Origin of the sequence: Spirillospora sp. NPDC127506 (assembly GCF_040302145.1) — a bacterium.
Classification (GTDB): Bacteria; Actinomycetota; Actinomycetes; order Streptosporangiales; family Streptosporangiaceae; genus Spirillospora.
The window spans coordinates 40358-62928 of sequence record NZ_JBEORG010000036.1 but is presented as its reverse complement, the minus strand read 5'-3'; the positions used below and the strand labels follow the sequence as shown (position 1 = coordinate 62928).

General features: G+C 70.9%; 18 protein-coding genes. 13 read left to right on the top strand and 5 right to left on the bottom strand.

All coding sequences use genetic code 11. The annotated features are described in order from the left end of the window. Window positions 1-14: 14 nt before the first annotated feature. From ABTW95_RS28055 to ABTW95_RS28045, 3 genes are all read left to right on the top strand, one after another. On the top strand, window positions 15-1028 hold the full coding sequence (locus ABTW95_RS28055; RefSeq protein ID WP_396446728.1) for an ABC transporter permease: 1014 nt from the start codon (window positions 15-17) through the stop codon (window positions 1026-1028). Next, window positions 1028-2095 (top strand): ABC transporter ATP-binding protein, encoded by a 1068-nt coding sequence (locus ABTW95_RS28050; protein ID WP_396446729.1) that lies wholly within the window; start codon window positions 1028-1030, stop codon window positions 2093-2095. The genes ABTW95_RS28055 and ABTW95_RS28050 overlap by 1 nt, the downstream gene beginning before the upstream one ends. Window positions 2096-2244: 149 nt before the next feature. Continuing rightward, window positions 2245-3297: an ABC transporter ATP-binding protein gene (locus ABTW95_RS28045; RefSeq protein ID WP_500227842.1), complete on the top strand. Its 1053-nt coding sequence runs from the start codon at window positions 2245-2247 to the stop codon at window positions 3295-3297. Window positions 3298-3464: 167 nt separating this feature from the next. Here the strand turns inward: ABTW95_RS28045 and ABTW95_RS28040 are convergent, their stop codons facing one another. The 5 genes from ABTW95_RS28040 to ABTW95_RS28020 all read right to left on the bottom strand — a co-directional run bounded on the left by ABTW95_RS28040 (window position 3465) and on the right by ABTW95_RS28020 (window position 10151). Continuing rightward, a complete protein-coding gene (locus ABTW95_RS28040) occupies window positions 3465-5969 on the bottom strand; it encodes an ABC transporter permease (protein ID WP_500227837.1) in 2505 nt (834 codons plus the stop codon). Then, complete coding sequence (locus ABTW95_RS28035) at window positions 5966-6781, bottom strand: ABC transporter ATP-binding protein (protein WP_396454832.1); 816 nt, start codon at window positions 6779-6781, stop codon at window positions 5966-5968. Before ABTW95_RS28035 ends, ABTW95_RS28040 begins: the two co-directional genes overlap by 4 nt. A gap of 283 nt (window positions 6782-7064) precedes the next feature. Further along, the gene (locus ABTW95_RS28030) at window positions 7065-7745 is read right to left on the bottom strand and encodes a response regulator (protein WP_396446732.1); all 681 of its coding nucleotides are present in this window, start codon (window positions 7743-7745) and stop codon (window positions 7065-7067) included. A gap of 108 nt (window positions 7746-7853) precedes the next feature. Next, window positions 7854-9080: a sensor histidine kinase gene (locus ABTW95_RS28025; RefSeq protein ID WP_396446733.1), complete on the bottom strand. Its 1227-nt coding sequence runs from the start codon at window positions 9078-9080 to the stop codon at window positions 7854-7856. 120 nt (window positions 9081-9200) lie between these two features. Further along, on the bottom strand, window positions 9201-10151 hold the full coding sequence (locus tag ABTW95_RS28020) for a RecB family exonuclease (protein WP_396446734.1): 951 nt from the start codon (window positions 10149-10151) through the stop codon (window positions 9201-9203). A 158-nt stretch (window positions 10152-10309) separates the two neighbouring features. Here ABTW95_RS28020 and ABTW95_RS28015 point away from each other — a divergent pair, with 158 nt between their 5' ends. The 10 genes from ABTW95_RS28015 (at window position 10310) to ABTW95_RS27970 (ending at window position 22550) form a co-directional block, all read left to right on the top strand. After that, window positions 10310-11494 (top strand): M50 family metallopeptidase, encoded by a 1185-nt coding sequence (locus tag ABTW95_RS28015; protein ID WP_396453850.1) that lies wholly within the window; start codon window positions 10310-10312, stop codon window positions 11492-11494. Between the two features lie 76 nt (window positions 11495-11570). Then, window positions 11571-12512: a tRNA (adenine-N1)-methyltransferase gene (locus tag ABTW95_RS28010; protein ID WP_500227836.1), complete on the top strand. Its 942-nt coding sequence runs from the start codon at window positions 11571-11573 to the stop codon at window positions 12510-12512. 353 nt (window positions 12513-12865) lie between these two features. After that, entirely contained in the window at window positions 12866-14629 is a 1764-nt protein-coding gene (gene arc / locus ABTW95_RS28005; protein WP_396453849.1) for a proteasome ATPase, read from the top strand. Window positions 14630-14782: 153 nt separating this feature from the next. After that, window positions 14783-16300 carry a depupylase/deamidase Dop gene (gene dop, locus ABTW95_RS28000; protein ID WP_500227835.1) on the top strand — a complete coding sequence of 506 codons (1518 nt, stop codon included), beginning with the start codon at window positions 14783-14785 and terminating at the stop codon, window positions 16298-16300. A 283-nt stretch (window positions 16301-16583) separates the two neighbouring features. Beyond that, window positions 16584-16793, top strand: coding sequence for a ubiquitin-like protein Pup (locus ABTW95_RS27995; RefSeq protein ID WP_344274853.1), 210 nt, complete (start codon window positions 16584-16586; stop codon window positions 16791-16793). A 412-nt stretch (window positions 16794-17205) separates the two neighbouring features. Further along, window positions 17206-18045 (top strand): endonuclease VII domain-containing protein, encoded by an 840-nt coding sequence (locus ABTW95_RS27990; protein WP_500227834.1) that lies wholly within the window; start codon window positions 17206-17208, stop codon window positions 18043-18045. Between the two features lie 245 nt (window positions 18046-18290). Then, complete coding sequence (gene prcB / locus ABTW95_RS27985; protein WP_396446741.1) at window positions 18291-19136, top strand: proteasome subunit beta; 846 nt, start codon at window positions 18291-18293, stop codon at window positions 19134-19136. A gap of 21 nt (window positions 19137-19157) precedes the next feature. Further along, on the top strand, window positions 19158-19946 hold the full coding sequence (gene prcA / locus ABTW95_RS27980) for a proteasome subunit alpha (protein ID WP_396446800.1): 789 nt from the start codon (window positions 19158-19160) through the stop codon (window positions 19944-19946). Between the two features lie 195 nt (window positions 19947-20141). After that, window positions 20142-21500, top strand: coding sequence for a Pup--protein ligase (gene pafA / locus ABTW95_RS27975; protein ID WP_089325990.1), 1359 nt, complete (start codon window positions 20142-20144; stop codon window positions 21498-21500). A gap of 111 nt (window positions 21501-21611) precedes the next feature. Further along, window positions 21612-22550 carry an FKBP-type peptidyl-prolyl cis-trans isomerase gene (locus ABTW95_RS27970; protein ID WP_396446742.1) on the top strand — a complete coding sequence of 313 codons (939 nt, stop codon included), beginning with the start codon at window positions 21612-21614 and terminating at the stop codon, window positions 22548-22550. Window positions 22551-22571 lie beyond the last annotated feature (21 nt).

The window sequence follows — 22571 nt, the reverse complement described above, 5'->3', positions numbered from 1 at the left end:
TGGGGCCGAGGAATGTGTTCGCATACATCATCCGGCGCCTCATCGGTGCCGTCCTCATGTTGCTGCTGGTCAGCCTGGTGACCTTCGGCATCTTCTTCGGGCTGCCGAAGCTGGCGGGACAGACCACCGACCAGATCGCGGCCGCCTACGTCGGCAAGGCCCCGACGGCCGAGGCCATCCAGGACACCAAGGAGCGGCTCGGACTGGACAAGCCGATCGTGGTCCAGTACGGCAACTACCTGAAGGGCATCGTCGCCGGCCAGGACTACAAGGCCGGCCCGGTGACCGACCACTGCCCGGCGCCCTGCCTCGGCTACTCCTACCGCAGCAGCCAGCCGGTGCTGCAGACGCTGCTCGACCGGGCCCCGGCGACCGCGTCGCTCGCCCTGGGCGCGGCGGTCATCTGGCTCATCGGCGGCATCACCACCGGCGTCGTGTCGGCGCTGCGCCGGGGGTCCGTCTGGGACCGCACCGCGATGATCATCGCGTTGAGCGGCGTGTCGCTCCCCATCTACTTCACGGGCCTGGTCTCGCTCGCGCTGTTCTCCTACACCTTCAAGATCTTCCCGGGGGGCGGCAGCTACACCTCGATCAGCGACAACCCGGTGATGTGGTTCGAGGCGCTCGTGCTGCCCTGGGTGACGCTCGCGTTCCTGTACGCGGCGATGTACGCGCGGCTCACCAGAGCGGGCATGCTGGAGACGATGAACGAGGACTACATCCGCACCGCCCGCGCCAAGGGGCTGCCGGAGAAGACCGTCGTCACCAAGCACGCCCTGCGCGCCTCGCTGACGCCGATCCTCACCATCTTCGGCCTCGACCTCGGCCTGCTCCTCGGCGGCGCCGTGCTCACCGAGAACACCTTCGGCATCCCCGGCCTGGGCCAGCTGGCGATCAGCTCGATCAACGGCGGCGACCTGCCCATGGTGCTCGGCATCACGCTGATCACCGCGAGCTCGATCGTCTTCATCAATCTGCTCGTCGACCTGCTGTACGCCGTCGTCGACCCGAGAGTGAGGCTGAGCTGATGACCGGCACCGCGCCCGCCGCGGACACCGCGGGCACCGGCGAGGCCCCCACCGCGTTCCTCGAGGTCCGCGACCTGAAGATCCACTTCCCGACCGACGACGGCCTGGTGAAGTCGGTGGACGGGCTGTCGTTCCAGCTGGAGCGCGGCCGGACCCTCGGCATCGTCGGCGAGTCCGGCTCGGGCAAGAGCGTGACCAGCCTCGGCATCCTGGGCCTGCACAACAAGCGCAACGCCAACATGTCCGGGGAGATCTGGCTGAACGGCAAGGAGCTGGTGAACGCCTCGCGCGCCGAGGTCCGCCGGCTCCGCGGCCGCGACATGGCGATGATCTTCCAGGACCCGCTGTCGGCGATGCACCCGTTCTACACCATCGGCGCCCAGATCATCGAGGCGTACCGGGTCCACAACGACGTGTCCAAGCAGGTGGCGCGCAAGCACGCCATCGACATGCTCGGCCGCGTCGGCATCCCCAAGCCGGAGAAGCGGGTCGACGACTACCCGCACCAGTTCTCCGGCGGCATGCGGCAGCGCGCGATGATCGCGATGGCGCTGTCGTGCAACCCGGAGCTGCTGATCGCCGACGAGCCGACGACGGCGCTGGACGTGACCGTCCAGGCGCAGATCCTCGACCTGATCCGCGACCTGCAGCAGGAGTTCAACTCCGCCGTCATCATGATCACCCACGATCTCGGGGTGGTCGCCGAGCTGTCCGACGACATCCTGGTGATGTACGCGGGCCGCGCGGTGGAGTACGCCTCCGTCGACGACGCCTTCCACCGGCCGCTGCACCCCTACACGTGGGGGCTGCTCGGGTCGATGCCGCGCCTCGACCGGGAGCGCAGTGAGCGGCTCCAGCCGATCGAGGGGTCGCCGCCGAGCCTGATCAACGTCCCGTCCGGGTGCGCGTTCCATCCGCGCTGCCCCTACATGGACCTCAACGGCGACAGGTGCACGACGGAGCGGCCCGAGCTGATCGAGGTCGTGCCGGGCCACAAGGCGGCGTGCCACCTCCCGCTGGAGAAGCGGCGGGAGATCTGGAACGACGAGATCCGGCCGAAGCTGTGACGAGCACGGGTGGGAACGAGACTGTGAGCACAGAGAAGACCCCGGCCGGAAACGCCCCCGACGGCGCCCCGGCCGGCAGCGCCCCGGCCGCCGAGACCCCGGCCGAGGAGACCCGGGCCGCGGCGCGGCCCGCCCCGGACGGCGAGCCGCTGCTGGAGGTGGAGAACCTCGGCAAGCACTTCCCGGTGACCGCGGGGCTGCTGCGCCGGCAGGTCGCGGCGGTGAAGGCCGTCGACGGCGTGTCGTTCTCGGTCCGCAAGGGCGAGACCCTCGGGCTGGTGGGGGAGTCCGGCTGCGGCAAGTCCACCACCGGCCGCATGATCATGCGGCTGCTGGACCCCAGCTTCGGGAAGATCACCTTCGAGGGGCAGGACATCACCAAGATGTCGCAGGGCCGGCTCCGGCCGCTCCGCCGCGACCTCCAGATGATCTTCCAGGACCCGTACTCGTCGCTGAACCCCCGCAAGACCGTCGGCGCGATCGTCGGGGCCCCGTTCCGGCTGCAGAACATCGAGGCCAAGCAGGGCGTCAAGAAGGCCGTCCAGGAGATCCTGGAACTCGTCGGCCTGAACCCCGAGCACTACAACCGGTACCCGCACGAGTTCTCCGGCGGGCAGCGGCAGCGCATCGGGATCGCCCGCACCCTCGCCCTCAAGCCGAAGCTGATCATCGCGGACGAGCCGGTGTCGGCGCTGGACGTGTCGGTGCAGGCGCAGGTGGTCAACCTGCTGGAGGACCTGCAGGACGAGCTCGACCTCACCTACGTGGTGATCGCGCACGACCTGTCGGTCGTCCGGCACATCTCCGACCGCGTCGCCGTCATGTACCTCGGCAAGATCGTCGAGATCGCGGACCGCGCGGACGTGTACCAGCGGCCCATGCACCCCTACACCAACGCGCTGCTGTCGGCGGTGCCGATCCCGGACCCGAGCGAGCGCGACCAGCGCAAGCGGATCCGGCTGCAGGGGGACGTGCCGAGCCCGATCGACCCGCCGCCCGCGTGCCGGTTCCACACCCGCTGCTGGAAGGCGCAGGACATCTGCAAGCAGGTCGAGCCGCCGCTGGTGGAGCTCAGCCCGGGGCACCACGCCGCGTGCCACTTCCCGGAGAACACCACGGTCAGCGCGACCGACGCGGTCGCCAAGGCCGCGGTGGCGCCGGGCGCGGCCCAGGCCGACGACCCCGAGCCCGCCGCCGACTAGACCCCGGCCGGGCCGCGCCCGGCCGGGCGGCCGCCGACCGGGCAGGCCGGGTTGACGCCGCCGGGACCTTCCCCTCCGGTGCGCCTCCCGCACAAGGAAGGACCCGGCCCCTCCGCGCGGAGGGGCCGGGTCCTTCCCGTCGCCGGGGCCTTGCCCCCGGCGACGGGTCATTCGGTGGAGATGGCCTTCAGGACGTCCATCCGCCCGGCCCGCCACGCCGGCCACAGCGCCGCCAGCACGCCGATCACCGCGGCCACCGCCAGGTAGACCAGCAGCGTCCCGTACGGGACGGCGAGGACGCCGAGGCCCTGGTCGGCCAGCGCGTTCTGCAGCGCCGCGCCGAACGCCACCCCGATGCCCATGCCGAGCACGGCGCCGAACACCGCGATCATGATGGACTCCAGCCGGATCATGCGGCGCAGCTGCCGCCGGGAGATCCCGATCGCGCGCAGCAGCCCGATCTCCCGGGTCCGCTCGATCACCGACAGCGCCAGCGTGTTGATCACCCCGACCGCCGCGATGATGACCGACATCACCAGCAGGATCGTCAGGAACGTCACGAACCCGTCGACCTGCTTGCGGGCGTCGGACTTCAGCGTCGCCTGGTCGGCGACCTCGAGGTTCGGGTACGCCTTCACCGCCGAATCCAGCGCCGCCTTGGTGGAGGCGTCCGCGCGGGCCGTGTCGACCACGACGAGCCCGACGGTGGGCCGCACCGTGTGCCGCAGATGCGCCTGCTGGGAGATCATCCGCGGCCCGATCAGGTCGCTCCTGGCGTACACGCCGGCGAGGGTGAGCGACTCGGTCTTCCCGTCGGCGAACCGCACGGGCACCGGCGTGCCGACCTTCCAGCCGCGGTCCTTCGCGGTGTCCTCGTCCACCATGATCGACGCCGGGCCGCCGCCGGCGGAGCCCGACACCAGCTTCAGCCGGGCCGCCTTCGCCAGCGCCGCCAGGTCGCCCGACACGTAGAAGGCGTCCTTGCCCTCGATCTTCGCCTCGGCGGTGTAGGTCGGCGACACCGCCACCACGCCCGGCGTGTCCTTGATCTTCTGCTGCGCCTCGGCGTTCACGCCGCCGGGGCCCTGCGACTGCACCAGGTAGTCCGCGCCGAACTGGGCGTCCACCTGCTCGTCGATCGACGCCCGCATCGTCGCGCCCAGCACGTTCACCGTGGTGATCAGCGCCAGGCCGATCATCAGCGCGGCCGCGGTCGCGGCGGTGCGGCGCGGGTTGCGCAGCGCGTTCTGCCGCGCCAGCCGCCCGGGCGACCCCATCAGCCGCGCCGCGGGCGCGCCCAGCACCTTCAGCACCGGGACGCTGATCACCGGGGCGAGCATCGCGACGCCGACGAACACCCCGAACGCGCCCGCGCCGACCGGGATCGCCGGGTTGCCGCCGCCGTCACCGGCCAGGCCGACGCCGATCAGGCCCGCGCCGGCGAGGGTCAGCAGCGACCCGAGCGCCACCCGGATCCGCAGCGACCGCTGCGGCAGCGCCACGTCGTCGCGCATCGCCGCGACCGGCGGGATCTTCGCGGCGCGCCGCGCCGGGAAGTACGCCGACACCACGGTCACCAGGATCCCGACCGCGTACGACGCGATCACCGGGGTCGCGGTGAACGTCAGGCCGCCCTGTCCGGCGTCGCCCATCTGCGTCTGCAGCAGCGACGCCAGCCCGGCCCCGGCCGCCAGGCCCAGCGTGGACCCGACGACGCCGACCGCGACCGCCTCGCCGATCACCGCCCGCGTCACCTGCGCGCGGGCCGCGCCGATCGCGCGCAGCAGCGCCAGCTCGCGGGTCCGCTGCGCGACCAGCATCGAGAACGTGTTGAAGATGATGAACGCCCCGACGAAGATCGAGATCAGCGCGAACACCAGCAGGAACGTCCGGAAGAAGCTCATCATCTGCGCGACGTCGCTCTTGGACTCCTCGCGCAGCTGGTCGCCGGTGACGGCCTCCATCCCCTGCGGCAGGACCTTCGCGACCCGGTCGCGCAGCTCCTCCTGGGACGGGCCCGACGAGCCCATCTCGATGTCGCTGAAGTAGCCGGGCTTCAGCATCAGCTTCTGCGCGGTCGGCGTGTCGAACCCGGTGAGCGTCGCGCCCATCAGGTTCCCCGCGTCGACCAGCCCGACGATCTTCATGCGGGCGGGCGGGCCCGCGGTGAGGACCTGCGTGACGTCCCCGAGCGCCAGCTCGCCCTTCTCCGCCGTCCTGGTGTCGATGACGACCTCGCCCGGCCCCTGCGGCGCGCGGCCCGACGCCAGGTCGTACGACCCGCCCGTCGTCCAGTTCGTGCCGATCTGCGGCGGCCCGTTCTGCGCCGTCCCGACGATCTTGCCGTCCTTGCCGACGACCGCCGCGTACCCGTTGACGTTGCCCTTCGGGTCCTTGACGCCCTCGACGCCCCGCAGCGTCTTCAGCACCGCCGCCGGCACCGGCTGCGCCGCCATCCCGTCGTCGTCGCCGCCGACGACCTTCTTCGCCCGCACGTCCACGGCCACGTTCGTGCCGATCCGGCTGAACAGCTCGTCGAACTGCTTGTTCATGCTGTCGGTGAAGATCAGCGTGCCGGCCACGAACGCCACGCCGAGGATCACCGCGACGGCCGTCAGCACCAGCCTGATCTTGTGCGCCGCGAGGTTGCGGAGCGTGACCCTGCCCATCATCGCGCCGGGACCTCCGAGTCCGCGGCGGGACGGGCGGCGGCGTCGAAGCCCTTCATCCGCTCCAGCACCCGCTCCGCGGTCGGCTCGGTCATCGTGTCGACGATCTGCCCGTCGGTCAGGAACAGCACCTGGTCGGCGTACGCGGCCGCGGACGGGTCGTGCGTCACCATCACGATCGTCTGCCCCATCCGGCTCACCGAGTCCCGCAGGAACGACAGGACCTCCGCGCCCGACCGCGAGTCCAGGTTCCCCGTCGGCTCGTCCGCGAAGATGATCTCCGGGCGGGACGCCAGCGCGCGGGCGCACGCCACCCGCTGCTGCTGCCCGCCCGACAGCTCGCTCGGCCGGTGCTTCAGCCGCGGCCGCAGCCCCACCGTGTCGATCACCGTGTCCAGCCACTCCCGGTCGGGGCGGCGGCCGGCGATGTCCATCGGCAGCGTGATGTTCTCCAGCGCCGTCAGCGTCGGCACCAGGTTGAACGCCTGGAAGATGAACCCGACCTTGTCGCGCCGCAGCCGCGTCAGCTGCTTGTCCTTCAGCGCTGTCAGCTCGGTGTCGCCGATGAAGACCTGCCCGGAGTCCACTGAGTCCAGCCCCGCCATGCAGTGCATCAGCGTGGACTTCCCGGACCCCGACGGGCCCATGATCGCGGTGAACCGGCCGCGCGGAATGCCGACCGTGACCCCGTCGAGCGCGACGACCTGGGCGTCGCCGCGCCCGTACACCTTCGCGATCTGCTGGGTCCGTGCGGCGAAGTCGCCCGCCCCGGGCGCGGGCTGGGCGCCGGAGGCCGAAGGGGCGCTGTTCGTCACGTTGAAACTCCTGTGTGTGAGTGGTCGAAAGGCGTCGCGATCGCTGTACCCCCGGCGACCCGACACCCAGAACACTAGAAGCCGCACGAAGCAGATGGATGCACCCCAGGAACGGACTTGCCGGTCCACCCACGGCAGGAGGCGCCCGCCCCCCGTCGTACTCGGGGAGTAGACCCCCGCCCCGCGAACGTCAGGGATCTCTCAGGGATCATCCCTGAGACCCGCCGCCCCGCCCGGCACGGCCCGCGGCCCGGCCGCAGGTCAGCCGCGGGTCGGCCGCGGGTCAGCTCTGCCCCGGCCTGCTCAGACCCGTCTCGTACGCGTACACCACCGCCTGCACCCGGTCCCGCAGCCCCAGCTTCGCCAGCACGTTCCCCACATGCGTCTTCACCGTCGTCTCGCTCACCACCAGCTCCGCCGCGATCTCCGCGTTCGACTGCCCCCGCGCCACATGTGACAGCACCTCGCGCTCCCGCTCCGTCAGCGTGTCCAGCCCCGGAGGCGGCGCCTGGTCGCGCACCGCCGGCAGCCGCGTCGCGAACTTGTCCAGCAGCCGCCGCGTCACGCTCGGCGCCACGATCGCGTCGCCCGCCGCCACGATCCGGATCGCCTGCACCAGATCCTCCGGCGGCGAGTCCTTCAGCAGGAAACCGCTCGCCCCCGCCCGCACAGCCTCGATCACGTACTCGTCCAGATCGAACGTCGTCAGGATCAGCACCTTCGGATCGTGCGACGCCGCACCCTCCCGGATGATCCGCCGCGTCGCCTCGATCCCGTCCACGCCCGGCATCCGGATGTCCATCAGCACCACGTCCGGAAGCAGCGACCGCGTCATCTCCACCGCCGCCGCGCCGTCCCCGGCCTCGCCGACCACCGCGATGTCGGCCTCCGCCTCCAGAATCAGCCGGAACCCCGTCCGCAGCAGCGGCTGGTCGTCCACCAGCAGCACCCGCACCGTCGTCATCGCGCCGCCCCGGCCGAACGCCCACCCGGTCCGCTCATCGTCCCGCTCCTCGCCTCACGACGCACTGACACAACACCACCGTCCGCACCCGGGACGCCCCGCCGGCCATCACGCCTCCAGCGGGAAACGCGCCCGCACACCGAACCCGCCGCCGACCCGCGGCCCGATCCTCAACTCGCCACCGTACAGCGCCACACGCTCGTACATGCCGACCAGGCCATGCCCCGGATTGTCCCCGTTGTCGGCCATGAACGTCGCCGTGCCGCGCCCGTCGTCCTCCACCTCCACCGTCAGGTCGTCGTCCCCGTAGTACAGCCGCACCCACGCCCGCGCCTGCGGCCCCGCATGCTTCAGCGTGTTCGTCAGCGCCTCCTGGATCAGCCGGAACGCCGCCACGTCCACCCCCGGCGACGGCGACCGCGCCTCACCCTCGATCCACAGCTGCACCGACAGGCCCGTCTCCCGCACATGGTCCAGCAGCTCCCCGAGATCCCCCAGACCCGGCTGCGGCGCCAGCTCCCGGCCCGCCTGCTCGGCGTCCCGGTCCGTCCGCAGCACCCCCACGATCCGCCGCATCTCGCTCAGCGCCGTCCGCCCGACCTCCTCGATCGTCGACATCGCCTCCCGCGCGCTGCCCGGATCCCGGTCGATGATCCGCCGCGCCGCCCCCGCCTGCACCGTCATCACGCTCACATGGTGCGCCACCACGTCGTGCAGCTCCCGCGCGATCCGCGACCGCTCCTCGATCCGCGCCGCCCGCGCGTCCGTCCCCCGCGCCCGCTCCAGCCGCGCCGCCCGGTCCTCCAGCTCCGCGAAGTACGCCCGCCGCAGCCGCAGGTTCCGCCCCAGCATCCACACGCCGACCACCAGCGCCGAATCGGTGATCACCACCACCGGCTCCGACGACAGCGGCAGCATCAGCAGCAGATACGCCAGGAAGTACACGAACGCGACCAGCCCGCCCAGCGCGCTCTGCGCCAGCCCCCGGTGCGCCGCCACGCTGTACACCGCGATCAGGAACGCCACCACGTCCGGCACCGCCGGCGGATACTGCAGCGCCGCCGTCAGCGCCTCACCGCCGATGATGAACAGCAGCACCGGCAGCGGATGCCGCCGCCGCCACGCCAGCGCCCCCGTCACCACGACGACGAGCAGCCCGTTCCACACGTCCGGCGACCGGAACGCCGCGAAGTCCTCGCCGTCCGGGAGCTCCTGCAGGAACAGCTGCGGCAGCCCCACCAGCAGCAGCCCGAAAGCGAGCAGCGCGTCAGCCGCCAGCGGGCGCGCCTGCAGCCAGGCCCGGGCGGCGTGAAGACCACGGATGCGGGGTGACACGCCACTCACCCTAGGAGGTCGCGGCAGGTCCCGACCCCTCCTGGACGCGGATCCGCCGTCATCCCCAAGGATGAGCCCGCGACCCGCCCCGGACCGGCCCCGGGCCCGCGCACCGCGCCGCTACAGATCCCCGTGCTCCCGCGCCGCGCCCTCCGGGTCGGCGCCCTCCAGATCCGCCGGGGAGGGCCGCCGCACCGGCGCCTCCGGCAGCGGCGGGGGAGTGCCCCCGAACTCCGGGCACCGCTCCTTGTGATCGCACCAGTCGCACAGCCGCCCCGCACGCGGCCGCCACTCGCCCGTCTCCATCGCCCGCCGGATCGCCGCCCACAGCGCCTCCACCTTCCGCTGCGTCGCCCGCAGATCCGCCTCGTCCGGCTCGTACCGCAGGATCTCCCCGTTCCCCAGGTACATCAGCTGCAGCAGCCGCGGCACCCGCCCCCGCAGCCGCCACAGCACCAGCGCGTAGAACTTCATCTGGAACAGCGCCCGCGCCTCGAAATCCGCCCGCGGCGCCGTCCCCGTCTTGTAGTCCACGATCCGCACGTCGCCGCTCGGCGCCACGTCCACCCGGTCGATGTACCCGCGCAGCTTCAGCCCCGACTCCAGCACCGTCTCCACGAACAGCTCGCGCTCCGCCGGCTCCAGCCGCCGCGGATCCTCCAGCGTGAAGTACCGCTCCACCATCCGCCGCGCCTGCCCGAGCCACTCCGCCCGCTCCGCCTCCCCGGCCTCCCCGTCCGCGAACAGCCCCGCCAGCTCCGGCTCCGCCGCCAGCAGCCGCTCCCACTCCGGCCCCAGCATCTCCAGCGCCGCCGCCGGCGTCCGCCCCGCCGTCGGCAGATCGAACAGCCGCTCCAGCACCGCGTGCACCAGCGTCCCCCGCACCGCCGCCGCGCTCGGCCGCTCCGGAATCCGGTCGATCACCCGGAACCGGTACAGCAGCGGACACGTCATGAAATCGCCCGCACGGGACGGCGACAACGACCCCACCACCACGACGTCCCCCGCGCCGCCGCCCCCGCCCCGCGCGGACGGAACGGACGCCTCACTACCCGCCTCGGTCGTCGTCATGGCACAGCAGACTAGGCGACACCCCCGACGAAAATCCGGCGCCCCGCCGTCCCGCCCCCGCCGGCACAGGACACGACCGCCGCCCGGCCCCAGGCCCGGCCCCGGCCCGCCGCCACCGAGCGGCACGACCCGCCCCCCGGGGCCGTAGCATCGGAGACGTGACGAACAGCGCGCCCCCGACCCAGGGCAGGACACCGGCCGGAGGCCCCGGCCACGACGACGGCCGCACCCCGCGGCCCGGACTCTCCATGGGCCGCGTCCTCGGCATCCCCCTCTACGTCTCACCCTCCTGGTTCATCGTCGCCGTCCTCGTCACCGTCATGTTCGAAGGCCAAGTCCACGACGTCGTCGCCCGCCCCCTCAGCTACCTCGTCGCCTTCACCTACGCCGTCCTCCTCTACGGCTCCGTCTTCGTCCACGAACTCAGCCACGCCGTCACCGCCCGCATCTTCGGGCTCCCCGTCCGCTCCGTCACCCTCCACGTCCTCGGCGGCGAGACCTCCATCGAACGCGAAGCCCCCACCCCCGGCCGCGAATTCCTCATCGCCTTCGCCGGCCCCCTCACCAACCTCGTCCTCGCCGGCCTCGGCCTCCTCGCCCACGCCGCCCTCGCCCTCCCCGACGTCGCGCTCCTCCTCCTCGAAGCCCTCACCTTCGCCAACCTCCTCGTCGGCCTGTTCAACCTCCTGCCCGGCCTCCCCCTCGACGGCGGACGCCTCGTCCGCGCCGCCGTCTGGAAGGCCACCGGACGCAGCCGCAGCGGCGCCATCATCGCCGGCTGGGTCGGCCGCGCCGTCGCCATCGGCTGCCTCATCGCCGGCGCCTACCTCGCCACCTACACCACCACCGCCGACGACGGCGGCATCGGCTGGCTCGCCCTCCTCTGGTCCGCCCTCATCGCCTCCTTCATCTGGGTCGGCGCCACCCAGGCCATCCGCGCCGAACGCGTCCGCGACCGCATCCCCCTGCTGTCCGCCCGCGCCCTCGCCCGCCGCGCCACCCTCGTCACCGCCGACACCCCCCTCGCCGAAGCCGTCCGCCGCGCCCACGCCGACCACGCCGGCGCCATCGTCATCGCCGACCACGACGGCCGCCCCCTCGGCCTCGTCAACGAGAAGGCCGTCACCGCCACCCCCGAGCACCGCCGCCCCTGGATCACCGCCGGCGAACTGTCCCGCGGCCTCCACGACGACCTCACCCTCCCCGCCGACATCGCCGGCGACGACCTCCTCGACGCCCTCCGCCGCGCCCCCGCCTCCGAATACCTCCTCGTCGAACCCGACGGCCGCGTCTACGGCGTCCTCGCCGTCAGCGACGTCGACCGCGCCTTCAGCGGCATCTGAACCCGACCGCCCGGGCCGCGCCCCGGCCCACCGCCGCGGTCCGGCCCGCCCGCACCCGCCGATAGCCTTGACCCCCATGAGCGAACCCCAGCCCGACGGACCCGCCCCCGCACCCGGCCGCATCCCCCACGGCCCCTTCCGCCCAGGCGACCAGGTTCAGCTCACCGACCCCAAAGGCCGCATCAACACCATCACCCTGCAACCCGGCAAGCTCTACCACTCCCACAAGGGCTCCGTCCCCCACGACGACATCATCGGCAGCCCCGAAGGCAGCGTCTTCCGCTCCACCGGCGGCACCGAATACCTCGCCTTCCGCCCCCTCCTCGCCGACTTCACCCTCCGCATGCCCCGCGGCGCCGCCGTCGTCTACCCCAAGGACGCCGCCCAGATCATCGCCATGGCCGACATCTTCCCCGGCGCCCGCGTCATCGAAGCCGGCGCCGGATCCGGCGCCCTCACCTGCTCCCTCCTGCGCGCCGTCGGCGAACACGGCCTCGTCTCCTCCTACGAACGCCGCCCCGACTTCGCCGACATCGCCCGCGGCAACGTCGAGAAGTTCTTCGGCGGCCCCCACCCCGCCTGGCGCCTCACCGTCGGCTCCCTCGAACACGCCCTCACCGAAACCGACGTCGACCGCGTCGTCCTCGACATGCTCGCCCCCTGGGAGACCCTCGACGCCGTCGCCAAAGCCCTCGTCCCCGGCGGCCTCGTCTGCGCCTACATCGCCACCACCACCCAGATGTCCCGCATCGTCGAAGACCTCCGCGCCCACGGCAACTTCGCCGAGCCCTACGCCTTCGAGACCCTCCTCCGCTCCTGGCACGTCGACGGCCTCGCCGTCCGCCCCGACCACCGCATGGTCGGCCACACCGGCTTCCTCGTCACCGCCCGCCGCCTCGCCGACGGCGTCACCCCGCCCGCCCGCCGCCGCCGCCCCGCCAAAGGCGCCCACCCCGCCCCCGGCGGCGGCCCGCCCGGCGACCGCGGCGCCACGCCCGGGCAACCCCCCGCGCCATAGATCACACCCCCGCCGCTCCCTCCCGACGTCACCCACCGTCACCGGCGCCCGCCGCCGCCCGCCGCCACCGGCCGCCCCGCACCGCGACGCGCCGCACCCGGCACCCGCGACCCGGAGACACACCCCACATCCACCGAACTCGGCAAACCCCCCGCCACGACACGCCCGAACCCGAGAACCCCCAGGTCCAAGGCCCGTAACCCCCCGACCCGCACCACCCCCGCAGCGCCCCTCCCAACCCCCCGGGAAGACCCCCGCACGACACGAACACCGAATGGGCAGGTTACGGAAGCCCTCCAGATAGGTAGGGTCTCAGTAGGTCGTCGGCTCTCTTCGTGAGGAGGTGACGGGGCGTGGCCGCTCGTGACGATGCTGGGGCGCGCAGGGCGCAGCACGAAAAGGAGGTCAAGGACCTCCAAACGCAGATCTCCTTCCTGGAGGAGGAGATCTCCGTGCTGCGCCGCAAGCTCGCGGAATCCCCGCGCCAAGTACGCGTACTGGAAGAACGCCTCCATGAGGCACAGGCGAACCTGGCCGCCGTAACCGGCCAGAACGAGCGACTCGTAGCGACCCTCAAAGAGGCTCGCGAACAGATCGTGGCGCTCAAGGAGGAGGTCGACAGGCTCGCACAACCACCGTCCGGATTCGGCGTCTTCCTCGAAGCGCGCGACGACGGAACGGTCGACATCTTCACCGGCGGACGCAAACTCCGCGTGAACGTCAGCCCCGCCGTCGACATCGACGAACTCCAGCGCGGCCAAGAGGTCATGCTCAACGAGGCCCTCAACGTCGTCGAAGCACTCGACTTCGAAGAGCAGGGCGAAGTCGTCATGCTCAAGGAGCTCTTCGACGACGGCGAACGCGCCCTCGTCATCGCGCACGCCGACGAGGAACGCGTCGTCAAACTCGCCGAGCCGCTCCGCGGAGTCCCCCTCCGCGCCGGCGACTCCCTCATGCTCGAACCCAGGTCCGGCTACGCCTACGAGAAGATCCACAAGGCCGAAGTCGAAGAACTCGTCCTCGAAGAGGTCCCCGACATCTCCTACGACGAGATCGGCGGCCTCGGCTCCCAGATCGAAATGATCCGCGACGCCGTGGAACTTCCCTACCTGCACGCCGACCTCTTCCGCGAGCACCAGCTCCGGCCCCCCAAGGGCGTCCTCCTCTACGGACCCCCCGGATGCGGCAAGACCCTCATCGCCAAGGCCGTCGCCAACTCCCTCGCCAAACAGGTCGCCGAGAAGACCGGCCAGGAGGGCAAGAGCTTCTTCCTCAACATCAAGGGCCCCGAGCTCCTCAACAAGTACGTCGGCGAGACCGAGCGGCACATCCGCCTCGTCTTCCAGCGCGCCCGCGAAAAGGCGTCCGCCGGAACCCCCGTCATCGTCTTCTTCGACGAGATGGACTCCATCTTCCGCACCCGCGGCTCCGGCGTCTCCTCCGACGTCGAGAACACCATCGTCCCGCAGCTCCTCAGCGAGATCGACGGCGTCGAAGGCCTGGAGAACGTCATCGTCATCGGCGCCTCCAACCGCGAGGACATGATCGACCCCGCGATCCTGCGCCCCGGCCGCCTCGACGTCAAAATCAAGATCGAACGGCCCGACGCCGAAGCCGCCAAGGACATCTTCTCCAAGTACATCCTCACCGGACTCCCGCTCCACCCCGACGACCTCAAGGAGCACGGCGGCTCCGAAGAGGCCACCGTCGAGGCCATGATCCAGCGGACCGTCGAGCGCATGTACACCGAAAGCGAAGAGAACCGCTTCCTGGAGGTCACCTACGCCAACGGCGACAAGGAAGTCCTCTACTTCAAGGACTTCAACTCCGGCGCGATGATCCAGAACATCGTCGACCGCGCCAAGAAGATGGCCATCAAGCAATACCTCGACACCGGCCAGAAAGGCCTCCGCGTCAGCCACCTCCTCGCCGCCTGCGTCGACGAGTTCAGCGAGAACGAAGACCTGCCCAACACCACCAACCCCGACGACTGGGCCCGCATCTCCGGCAAGAAGGGCGAACGGATCGTCTACATCCGCACCCTCGTCTCCGGCACCAAGGGCGCAGAAGCCGGACGGTCCATCGACACCGTCGCCAACACCGGCCAGTACCTGTAACGCCCGCACCATGACGGCAACCGCGCGGCGGCCCCCCGGACGGGAGGCCGCCGCGCGCGCCGGCCGCGCCGCCGCCCCGGCGCGCCGCGCCACGCCCCCCGATGCGGCCCTGTCCCGTCGCCCCACCCCCGCCGCCCCGATAGGCTCGACGATATGAGTGTTCGGCGGGTGATGGGCATCGAGACCGAGTACGGCATCTCCGTGCCCGGGCAACCAGGGGCCAACGCGATGGTGACCTCCTCCCAGGTGGTCAACGCCTACCTCGCGGCATCGGTGGCGCGCGCCCGCAGGGCCCGCTGGGACTTCGAGGAGGAGAACCCCCTCCGCGACGCCCGCGGCTTCGACCTCGCCCGCGAGGTCGCCGACCCCACCCAGCTCACCGACGAGGACCTCGGCCTCGCCAACGTCATCCTCACCAACGGCGCCCGCCTCTACGTCGACCACGCCCACCCCGAGTACTCCGCACCCGAGTGCACCAACCCCCGCGACGCCGTCATCTGGGACAAGGCCGGAGAACGCGTCATGGCCGACGCCGCACAGCGCGCCGCCATGGTCCCCGGCACCCACCCCATCCAGCTCTACAAGAACAACACCGACAACAAGGGCGCCTCCTACGGCTGCCATGAGAACTACCTCATGCGCCGCGAGACCCCCTTCGCCGACATCGTCCGGCACCTCACCCCCTTCTTCGTCTCCCGCCAGGTCGTCACCGGCGCCGGCCGCGTCGGCATCGGCGTCGACGGCCGCGGCGACGGCTTCCAGATCAGCCAGCGCGCCGACTTCTTCGAAGTCGAGGTCGGCCTGGAGACCACCCTCAAACGCCCCATCATCAACACCCGCGACGAGCCCCACGCCGACCCCGAGAAGTACCGGCGGCTCCACGTCATCATCGGCGACGCCAACATGGCCGAGCTGTCCACCTACCTCAAGCTCGGCACCACCTCCCTCGTCCTCGCCATGATCGAGGACGGCTTCCTCACCGTCGACCTGTCCGTCGACATGCCCGTCGCCGCCCTGCGCGCCGTCTCCCACGACCCGTCCTGCAAGCACCTGCTCACCCTCCGCGACGGCCGCAAGATGACCGCCGTCCAGCTCCAGATGGAGTACCTCGAGCAGTCCCGCAAGTACGTCGAGGACCGCTTCGGCGCCGACGTCGACGAGATGACCAAGGACGTCCTCGACCGCTGGGAGTCCGTCCTGCACCGCCTCGGCGACGACCCCATGCAGCTGTCCCGCGAGCTCGACTGGGTCGCCAAGCTCGCCCTCCTGGAGGGCTACCGCACCCGCGACGGCCTCGACTGGTCCCACCCGCGCCTGCACCTCGTCGACCTGCAGTACGCCGACATACGGCCCGACAAGGGCCTCTACAACCGGCTCGTGAGCCGCGGCCGCATCGAGCGCTTCGTCACCGAGGCCGAGGTCGAGGCCGCGATCGACGACCCGCCCGAGGACACCCGCGCCTACTTCCGCGGCCGCTGCCTGCGCCAGTACGCCGACTCCGTCGCCGCCGCCTCCTGGGACTCCGTCATCTTCGACGTCCCGGGCCGGGAGTCCCTCCAGCGCGTCCCGACCCTGGAGCCCCTGCGCGGCACCAGGCAGCACGTGGGCGCCCTCCTGGACCGCTGCCGCACCGCCGCCGACCTGGTGGCCACCCTGACCGGGCAGAGCTGACGCACGGCCTCAGGGGCCGGGCGGCGCACAAGCGCCGCCCGGCCCCTTTTTTGCGTCCATTGGATAGTGTCACTATCGAGCCCTATCACCTTCGCTGACCTGCGCTAACGGGCCAGGTCTCGGTTTCGTGACCGCTATGCCCGTTTCGCTGGTCGGCGGACCGGCGATAACCCGAGCATGCCCCCGGTCCTGGGGTCGGAGGCGGCGAAACGGACCTTCAAGATCCGCTCGCCGGCGAAGATCCCGGCTAGGGTCGGAGGCACCGGCAGAGCGGAGGTACGGAATGGCCACAAAGGACACCGGCGGTCAGAAGCAGACCACCCGGCGCACGGAAGAGGTCGAGGAGACCGAGGCCACGACGACCGAGGACGTCCAGGAGCGGCAGGAGAAGCTCACTGACGACGTCGATTCGATTCTCGACGAAATTGATGAAGTCCTTGAGGAAAATGCGGAGGAATTCGTCCGTGGTTTTGTCCAAAAGGGCGGGGAATAGACAATAAATCCGGACATGTCCGATTCGGTCAAGAATCGAGCGGTCTCCTCGGCCTAGAAAACTCCAGATGCGGTAAAGCATGGGCGGGACTGGTAAAGTCCCGCCCATGCGTGTGAAGCAATGCCGCGACTGCGGCAAAACGAAACCCGTGACCGAGTTCTGGAAACGGAAAGCTTCCCCGGACGGCCTCGCTCTGTACTGCAGGGAGTGCTTCGGTCTCCGCAACGCGGCGTCGTACCGGGGAAAGCAGGCGGTCCAGGGGAAAAAGGTCCGATCCCATCGAAGGCGCTCGGCAGTTCCGGAGGGGATGAAATACTGCCCTAGGTGCGAAACGGTCAAGAAGGTCGACGAGTTCGGGAGTAATCGCTCCCGTAAGTCCGGACTGTCTGCATATTGCAAGCCCTGCCACAACATGGTGATCGCCGAGCACAAGCAAGTGAAGTACGGCGGCGAGCGCAACTTCCTGCTCAAGCTCCGGTACGGCGTGACGGAGCAGGAGGTGGCGCGGATGATCGCCGAGCAGGGCGGCGTCTGCGCGATCTGCTTGCGAGGCGAGGCGAAGCACGTCGACCACAGCCACCTCACCGGCCTGGTCCGCCGGATCCTGTGCTGCAAGTGCAACGGCGGCCTCGGCCAGTTCCATGACGACCCGCAGGTGCTCCGCCTGGCGGCGGACTACCTGGAGCTGCGCGGCTCGCACGCCCGGCGCATGCGGCTCGAGATCGGCACTCCGGTCTTGGGAGGCCTGCACCGGGTCCGCTCGGATCCGTTCCGGCCGGCTCGCGGGAACGGCGTGCAGTCGGCGGGGCGGTACCACCTGCGCCGGAGGCGCGGGATCAACGACGAGGCCAGGGAGTGGCTCCTCAAGGTGCAGGTCGGCCTCTGCGCCGTGTGCTCGGACTTCCCCGGCGAGCACGTCGACCACGACCACGAAACGGGAGCGGTGCGCGGCCTGGCGTGCTTGAACTGCAACACGGGAATGGGGCAGCTCCGCGACGACCCGATCGCGTTGCGCCGCGCGGCCGACTACGTGGAGGGGCGGCTCGTCCGGACGGTGGCCACTGAGGACGGCGGTACGAGGCTGTCTCTGACCGTCCCGGACGTCGACCCGGCGACGGTCCCGAAGGGCGGCTGGAAGGAGTTCTGGGAGCAGGACGGCGAGTACCGCAAGGCGACGCTGCCGTTCGACGAGGAGCTCGACATGCCGACGTGGGACGACTCCGACCCGGACGGCGCCTGGGCGCCGTCCTGAGAGCGCACGGGGCCCGGCAGGGGGCGACACGCGCGGCGGCGGAGCGCCGGGCGCGCGTCGTCAAGTTCCGGAGGCTGTCGTCACGCCCGGGAGGCTGGGTGTCGGCGGAGAGAGGTTCGCCGTCGGCTGACGCGGGAGTGGATCACGCGGCATGCGCCGGGCGAGGGTTGAACAGTAGGGTCGTATTCGTCTGCGCCGGTGGGGTCAGTGAGGGCACCGGCGCCTGGTGGAGGGAAGGGAGTCGCGTGGCGTCCCACGAATCGCATACCGGGCGTCTGCCCGGGCTGTTCTCGAGCCCGGACACGTCGTCGTTCACCGAGTTCCTGGGGGGCTACTCCCCGCATCTGCTGCCCGGCGGGCGGACGCCGCCGGTGTCGCGGGCGGGCGACGACATCCCGCACGGGACGACGATCGTCGCGGTGAGCTTCCCCGGCGGGGTGGTGATCGCTGGGGACCGGCGGGCGACGGCGGGCAACGTCATCGCGCAGCGCGACATCGAGAAGGTGTTCCGGGCGGACGAGTTCTCGGCGATCGCGATCGCGGGGACGGCCGGGATCGGGATCGAGATGGTGCGGCTGTTCCAGGTGGAGCTGGAGCACTACGAGAAGCGCGAGGGCCGGACGCTGTCGGTGGAGGGCAAGGCGAACCGGCTGGCGACGATGGTGCGGCAGAACCTCGGGATGGCGATGCAGGGCCTGGCGGTGGTGCCGCTGTTCGCGGGCTACGACGAGGAGCGGGACGAGGGGCGGATCTTCTCCTACGACCCGGCGGGGGGCCGGTACGAGGAGCGGGACTTCCACTCGATCGGCTCGGGGTCGGTGTTCGCGCGGGGCGCGCTGAAGAAGCTGTACCGGGCCGACCTGTCGGCGGAGGACGCGGCGCTGGTGTGCGTGCAGTCGCTGTACGACGCGGCTGACGACGATTCGGCGACGGGCGGGCCCGATCTGGCGCGGCGGATCTTCCCGGTGGTGGCGTCGGTGACGTCGGACGGGTATCGCCGGCTGGGCGAGGACGAGGTGGGCGCGCTGGCGCAGGCCGTCGTCGACGGACGTTACGACTCGCCGGGCGGTCCGACCGCCCCGCTGCGATAGAAGGGATCCTGACCGGTGTCCATGCCGTTCTATGTGTCGCCCGAACAGCAGATGAAGGACAAGGCGGACTATGCGCGGAAAGGTATCGCGCGTGGCCGCAGTGTCGTGGTTCTGCAGTACGACGACGGCATCCTGTTCGTGGCGGACAATCCGTCGCGGGCGCTGCACAAGATCAGTGAGATCTACGACCGGATCGCGTTCGCGGCGGTGGGGAAGTACAACGAGTTCGAGAACCTGCGGCTGGGCGGGGTGCGGTACGCCGACATCAACGGGTACCAGTACGACCGGCGGGATGTGACGGCGCGGGGTCTGGCGAACGTGTACGCGCAGTCGCTGGGGACGATCTTCACGGAGACGAACAAGCCGTACGAGGTGGAGCTGGTCGTCGCCGAGGTGGGGGAGGACGCGGAGACGGACCAGATCTACCGGCTGACGTTCGACGGTTCGGTGGCGGACGAGCACGGCTATGTGGCGATGGGCGGGCAGGCCGATGCGGTGGCGCAGTCGCTGAAGGACGGCTACCGGGAGGGTTCGTCGCTGGTGGAGGCGCTGCGGACGGCGGTGCGGGCGCTGGAGGCGCAGGATTCGGACCGGCATCTGGAGGCGACGTCGCTGGAGGTCGCGGTGCTGGACCGGAACCGGGAGCACCGGTTGTTCAAGCGGTTGACGGCGCGGCGGATCGCGGAGTTGCTGTCGGCGGCGGATGAGGCCGGGGGGTCGGACGGCTCGCCGGACGATGCGTCGGACGATGCGTCGGGTGCGGAGTCCGGTGGCGCCGGGGGTTCGGCGTCGGGGGCGGACGAGGACTGAGACCGGGGCCTGCGCGCCGCCGGGTGGCGGGGCCGCGGGCCGGGGCGGGCTCGTCGCGGCGGGGCGGTGGACGCCCTCGGCCGCGGCGGGCCCGTCGTGCTGCGGGGCGGCGGCTCGGGCGGGGTGCCGGGGTTCGCGGGAAACGGTGGGGTCGAGAGACTGCCAAGTGGGGGTCGCGCCGCATAGGGTCATGGTGTGGACAGGCGCATCTTCGGGCTTGAGAACGAGTACGGCGTCACCTGTACGTTCCGCGGGCAGCGGCGGTTGTCACCGGACGAGGTGGCGCGCTATCTGTTCCGGAGGGTGGTGTCGTGGGGTCGTAGCAGCAACGTGTTCCTGCGGAATGGGGCGCGGCTGTATCTGGACGTGGGGAGTCACCCGGAGTATGCGACGCCGGAGTGCGACAGCGTCGTCGATCTGGTGACGCACGACAAGGCGGGGGAGCGGATCCTGGAGGGCCTGCTGGTGGACGCGGAGCGGCGGCTCCGTGAGGAGGGGATCGCCGGCGACATCTACCTGTTCAAGAACAACACGGACTCGGCGGGCAACTCGTACGGCTGCCATGAGAACTATCTGGTGGGGCGGCACGGGGAGTTCGGCCGGCTGGCGGACGTGCTGATCCCGTATCTGGTGACGCGGCAGATCATCTGCGGTGCGGGGAAGGTGCTGCAGACGCCGCGGGGTGCGGTGTACTGCGTGTCGCAGCGGGCGGAGCACATCTGGGAGGGCGTGTCGTCGGCGACGACGCGGTCGCGGCCGATCATCAATACGCGGGATGAGCCGCATGCGGACGCGGAGCGGTTCCGGCGGCTGCATGTGATCGTCGGTGACTCGAACATGAGTGAGACGACGATGCTGCTGAAGGTCGGGGCGACCGATCTGGTGCTGCGGATGATCGAGGCCGGGGTGGTGATGCGTGATCTGACGCTGGAGAACCCGATCCGGGCGATCCGGGAGGTCAGCCATGACATGACGGGCCGGCGGAAGGTGCGGCTGGCGAACGGCCGGGAGGCGAGTTCGCTGGAGATCCAGAAGGAGTACTTCGGGAAGGCGCGCGATTTCGTGGACGCGCGCGGCGGGGACGCGACGGCGAAGCGGGTGCTGGAGCTGTGGGAGCGGACGCTGCGCGCGGTGGAGACGGGTGATCTGGATCTGGTGTCGCGTGAGATCGACTGGGTGACGAAGTACAAGCTGATCGAGCGGTACCGGCGGAAGTACGATCTGCCGCTGTCGTCGCCGCGGGTGGCGCAGCTGGATCTGACGTATCACGACGTGCACCGTGACCGGGGGCTGTACTACCTGCTGGAGAAGCGGGGGTCGGTGGACCGGGTGACGCGGGATCTGGACATCTTCGAGGCGAAGTCGGTGCCGCCGCAGACGACGCGTGCGCGGCTGCGGGGGGAGTTCATCCGGAAGGCGCAGGAGAAGCGGCGCGATTTCACGGTGGACTGGGTGCATCTGAAGTTGAACGATCAGGCGCAGCGGACGGTGCTGTGCAAGGATCCGTTCCGGTCGGTGGACGAGCGGGTGGACAAGCTGATCGCGGGGATGTAGCGGGGTCTGGGCGGGCTCCGGCGCGACACGCGCGCCGGAGGCTACCGGCTGGTCAGCCGGGCGGTAGGGTGAGCGCGCAGTAGCGGTCGTGACCCCTCGGAGGACCCCCGTATGCGCCGCCGTTTCCGGTCGTTGTCGATGGTCGTCGTGCTCGCCGCGCCGTTGGCGTTGTCGGCGGGGTGCTGGTGGGGCGGCGATGGTGTGGACGTGACGGTGCGGGGTGATTTCGGGAAGGTTCCGGAGGTGGAGTTCCCGAAGGGCGGGCCGGGTGACTCTCTTGCGGTGGAGACGCTGCGGGAGGGGAAGGGGCCGGCGGCCCGCAAGGGTGATCTGGTGGTGGCCGACTATGTGGGCTACCGGTGGAGTGAGGACGGGCGGAAGCTGCTGGCGAGCAGCTATCAGAAGGGGCAGCCGGGGGCGTTTCCGACGGGTCAGCTGGTGCCGGGGCTGGTGAAGGCGTTCGAGGGTGCGCGGGCGGGCGCGCGTGTGGTGGCGCGGATTCCGCCGGAGGACGGTTTCGGCGCGGAGGGCGATCCGAAGCATCAGGTGGGGGCGGACGACACGCTGGTGTACGTGCTGGACGTGCGGGCGGTGTATCCGAGGTCGGCGGGTCCGCATGGGCAGCGGCAGGCGCCGCTGGACGATCCGGGGCTGCCGAAGGTGGCGGATGCTCCGGCGGGGCGGGCGCCGGTGGTGACGATGCCGCGGTCGGGGCCGCCGAAGGGGCTGCAGGTGCGGGCGCTGGTGCGGGGGGACGGTCCGGCGGTGCGCAAGGGGCAGCTGCTGGTGCTGCAGTATGCGGGGTATTTCTGGCGGAACGGGCAGGTGTTCGATTCGTCGTGGTCGAAGGCGGGGCCGCGTGCGGTGCCGATCGGGACGGGTCAGGTGATGAAGGGCTGGGATCGGGGCCTGGTGGGGCAGCGGGTCGGGAGCCGGGTGCTGCTGGTGGTGCCGCCGTCGCTGGGTTACGGGAAGAAGGGCTTGGCGCAGGCGGGGATCAAGGGGGACGACACGCTCGTGTTCGTGGTCGATCTGCTGGGCGTGAACTGACCGCCCTTTTCTGGACGGCGT